This window comes from Collinsella sp. TF07-1 (assembly GCF_003437235.1).
Taxonomy (GTDB): domain Bacteria; phylum Actinomycetota; class Coriobacteriia; order Coriobacteriales; family Coriobacteriaceae; genus Collinsella.
Genome location: NZ_QSRV01000043.1, coordinates 2634 through 5781, shown reverse-complemented (window position 1 = coordinate 5781; position 3148 = coordinate 2634). Strand labels below are relative to the sequence as shown.

Sequence of the window (3148 nt, the reverse complement as noted above, 5' to 3'; positions counted from 1 at the left end):
GCAAAGAAGGCCACTTAATGTGGCCTTCGTCTTGCGCAGGACTGTAGAGCAGGCAACCTTATGCCTCGCCCGCAGTCCCGGACCAACCAGCTTCAAGCCGCAGTTACGACAGCGCAATACCGCCAAGCCAGCCCCAACGCACGCCCGACCCAGTGCCATAGAAGCTAATAAACGAATCAAGCGACTTAGACGTAATGGCGCCCTCGTTGCTCATTACGATGCCGCCGCCAACGTAGATACCCACATGACCGTAGATAAGGCCCGGAGCACCCGTGCCGCTGTGCGAGGAATCGGCCACGATCATGCCCACCTGCAGCGCCGAGCGGTCGGAGCTATAGCACCAGGCGTTGAACATGTCACACGCGTTGCCGCCAAAATAGCCCACGCCGGCATTGCGGAAGACATTGGTAACCCACGCCGCGCACCAGTTCTGACCCGGCGAAGGCGTGGAGTAGCACGCGTTGACGACGGCCTGCTGCTTGCCCGAGCCGGCATTCTGCTGCGGAGTTCCGGGCGCATACGATCCACCGCCCGAGCTCGAACCACCCGAGTAGGAATTGTTCTTGTTCGCGGCGGCCGCGGCAGCGGCGGCCTTCCTAGCGGCCTCCTCGGCCTGGGCGGCAGCGAGAATCTCGGAATCGCGCTGAGCCATGAGCTCCTTGACGTCGTCGGAAAGACCGTTCAGCACGGTCTGGACTTCTTGCTGCTTGGCCTGCATATCCTGCATCTGAGCCGTCTGCTGGTCCTTGAGTTTCTCCAGGTTGGCCTTTTGTGCTTCGAGCTCGGTCTTCTGCGCGTCGAGCTCAGCCTGAATCGTCTGGATATCCTCGATGGCATCGCGGTCGCTCTTGTTGATCTTCTCAACGTAATGCGCGTTGGCGACGAGTTCCTCAAACGAGCCAGAGGCCAGCAGCAGCGACAGGATGTTCGTACCGCCGGACTTGTAGCTGGCGGCCACGCGATCGGAAAGGTCGTTGCGCTTCTTCTTGAGCTCGGCCTTCTTTTCATCGATCTGGGCCTGCGTGTCGTCAATCTTGCCCTGGACATTCTCGATGTCGTTGAGGGTCTGGGCATTCTTGTTGGCGAGCGCCGCGTACTCATTGGCAATGCTGTCGAGCTGAGCCTGGACCTCGTCGAGCTGGGCCTGGGCGGCATTCAGTTTGTCGGCGGTTTCTTGACTGGCCTCAGCCGCATGGGCGCGGGCGGGCAGGCCAAAAAGAACAGCCGCAGAAGCGGCGCCGAAAAGAGCCTTAAGGGCAGTGCGGCGCGAAAGCTCCTGCGTAAAGATGGAATCGTTGTTTGGTGACATATGTACTCCGTTACATGCTTATTTATATGTCGCTCAACTCAAACATATTAACGCACATCGCGCTTGTCCCAACTATTTCCACGAACGGCTGGAAAAGCATGGTCAGCGGCTCGCAAATACGTCCCACACCAAAGGTAAGGATTATGCAAATAACACCCTATGAGTACGTTAACATCAATCCTCTGGTTTTCCTGCCCCGCGTGTTTTGGGCGCCCCCAGCTGCGCTATACTCCCCTCAAGAAGTGTTCCTGATTCGATAGGAGACTACATGTCCAAAGCACTCGACCCCAAAGACACCTGCGTCCTCGTTACCGGCGGCGCCGGCTTTATCGGCTCGCACACCGTCGTTCAGCTGCTCGAGGGTGGCTACCAGGTTGTCGTCGTCGATGACCTCTCCAACTCCAGCGCCGTTGCCATCGACCGCGTCAAGACCATCGTGGGCGACGAGGCCGCCAAGAACCTCACCTTCTACGAGGCCAACGTGCTCGACCGCGATGCGATGAACAAGATCTTCGATACCCACCAGATCGACCGCGTCATCCACTTCGCCGGCTTTAAGGCCGTTGGCGAGTCGGTGAGCAAGCCCGTCGAGTACTACCACAACAATATCGAGAACACCCTGGTGCTCATCGATGTCATGCGCAACCACGGCTGTAAGTCCATCATCTTCTCGAGCTCTTCGACCGTCTACGGCGATCCGGACAATCCGCCCGTCACCGAGGAAGACCCCAAGAAGCCCGCGACCAACCCCTATGGTTGGACCAAGTGGATGATTGAGCAGATCCTCATGGACGTCCACACCGCCGACCCCGAGTGGGACGTCGTGCTGCTCCGTTATTTCAATCCCATCGGTGCCCATCCGTCGGGCCTGATCGGCGAGGACCCCAAGGGCATCCCCAACAACCTGGTGCCCTACGTCGCCCAGGTCGCCGTCGGTAAGCTCGAGGCCGTTCAGGTCTTTGGCAACGACTACCCCACCCCCGACGGCACCGGCGTGCGCGACTACATCCACGTGTGCGACCTGGCATCCGGTCACGTTGCCGCCCTCAACTGGATGAACGGCAAGACCGGCGTCGAGATCTTTAACCTGGGCACCGGCACCGGCACCTCGGTACTCGAGGTCGTCGCCGCCTTCTCCAAGGCCTGCGGCAAGGAGCTGCCCTACGTGATTCGCGAGCGCCGTGCCGGCGATATCGCCGCCAACTGGTGCGATGCCTCCAAGGCCGAACGCATGATGGGCTGGAAGGCCCAGTACGACATCGCGGACATGTGCCGCGACAGCTGGAATTGGCAGAGCCATAACCCCAGCGGCTTCGCCGACGCCGAGTAGCCACTCCCCCGTGCTAGGTTTTGTGGCATGCCTCAAAACCTAGCACGCGACATGCTCGGCACATGCCGCTTCCTGCATGGGTAGATTTCTAGACATGTCCCAAAAATCTACTGGCCCCGGCCTCCAATGTGAGGTCGGGGCTTTTTAGGAACTCGTTCTCGAGCTCGAGCTCGCGCATGCACTTGCGGCCGCCGCGACCGGGTGGTTGGTCAGCTCCTTCTTCCTGACCGTCACCCATCTTCCCAGGGTCTTCTCGTTGATGCCGAGGTCGGCTGCCACTTGGGCGATGGGCTTCCCCGACGCGGCGGCGAAGTCTGCGGCCTCGGCGCGGTACCCCGCTGTGTAGGAGGGCCCGTCTGCCATGACTGACACTCCTTTCTTTTTGGCGCTGAAACGATTATCGCCGCTCAACGCCATTCCTCTAAGTCAAGTGTCCTTGAATACGATACAGTTCAAATGGACGAGGAGAATCTGGCGCTCCTCTCGATGAGCCCGGAGAGGTCCCTGGT

The 3148-nt window shown here is 59.8% G+C and carries 3 protein-coding genes; 1 reads left to right on the top strand and 2 read right to left on the bottom strand.

Annotated elements, in window-relative coordinates:
* Positions 1-103: 103 nt before the first annotated feature.
* Entirely contained in the window at positions 104-1309 is a 1206-nt protein-coding gene (locus DXC67_RS10030; protein WP_117638259.1) for a hypothetical protein, read from the bottom strand.
* Positions 1310-1577: 268 nt separating this feature from the next.
* Between DXC67_RS10030 and galE the strand changes: the two genes are divergently transcribed.
* Entirely contained in the window at positions 1578-2639 is a 1062-nt protein-coding gene (gene galE / locus DXC67_RS10025) for a UDP-glucose 4-epimerase GalE (RefSeq protein ID WP_117638258.1), read from the top strand.
* Positions 2640-2783: 144 nt separating this feature from the next.
* On the opposite strand, the gene DXC67_RS10020 is transcribed toward galE, so the two are convergent.
* A complete protein-coding gene (locus tag DXC67_RS10020) occupies positions 2784-3002 on the bottom strand; it encodes a transposase (protein ID WP_117584253.1) in 219 nt (72 codons plus the stop codon).
* Positions 3003-3148: the final 146 nt, after the last annotated feature.

Bases quoted from the DNA above. Each gene is read 5' to 3' on its own strand.
- DXC67_RS10030 (WP_117638259.1), bottom strand. From the start codon at position 1,309: ATGTCACCAAACAACGATTCCATCTTTACGCAGGAGCTTTCGCGCCGC.
- galE (WP_117638258.1), top strand. From the start codon at position 1,578: ATGTCCAAAGCACTCGACCCCAAAGACACCTGCGTCCTCGTTACCGGC.
- DXC67_RS10020 (WP_117584253.1), bottom strand. From the start codon at position 3,002: ATGGCAGACGGGCCCTCCTACACAGCGGGGTACCGCGCCGAGGCCGCA.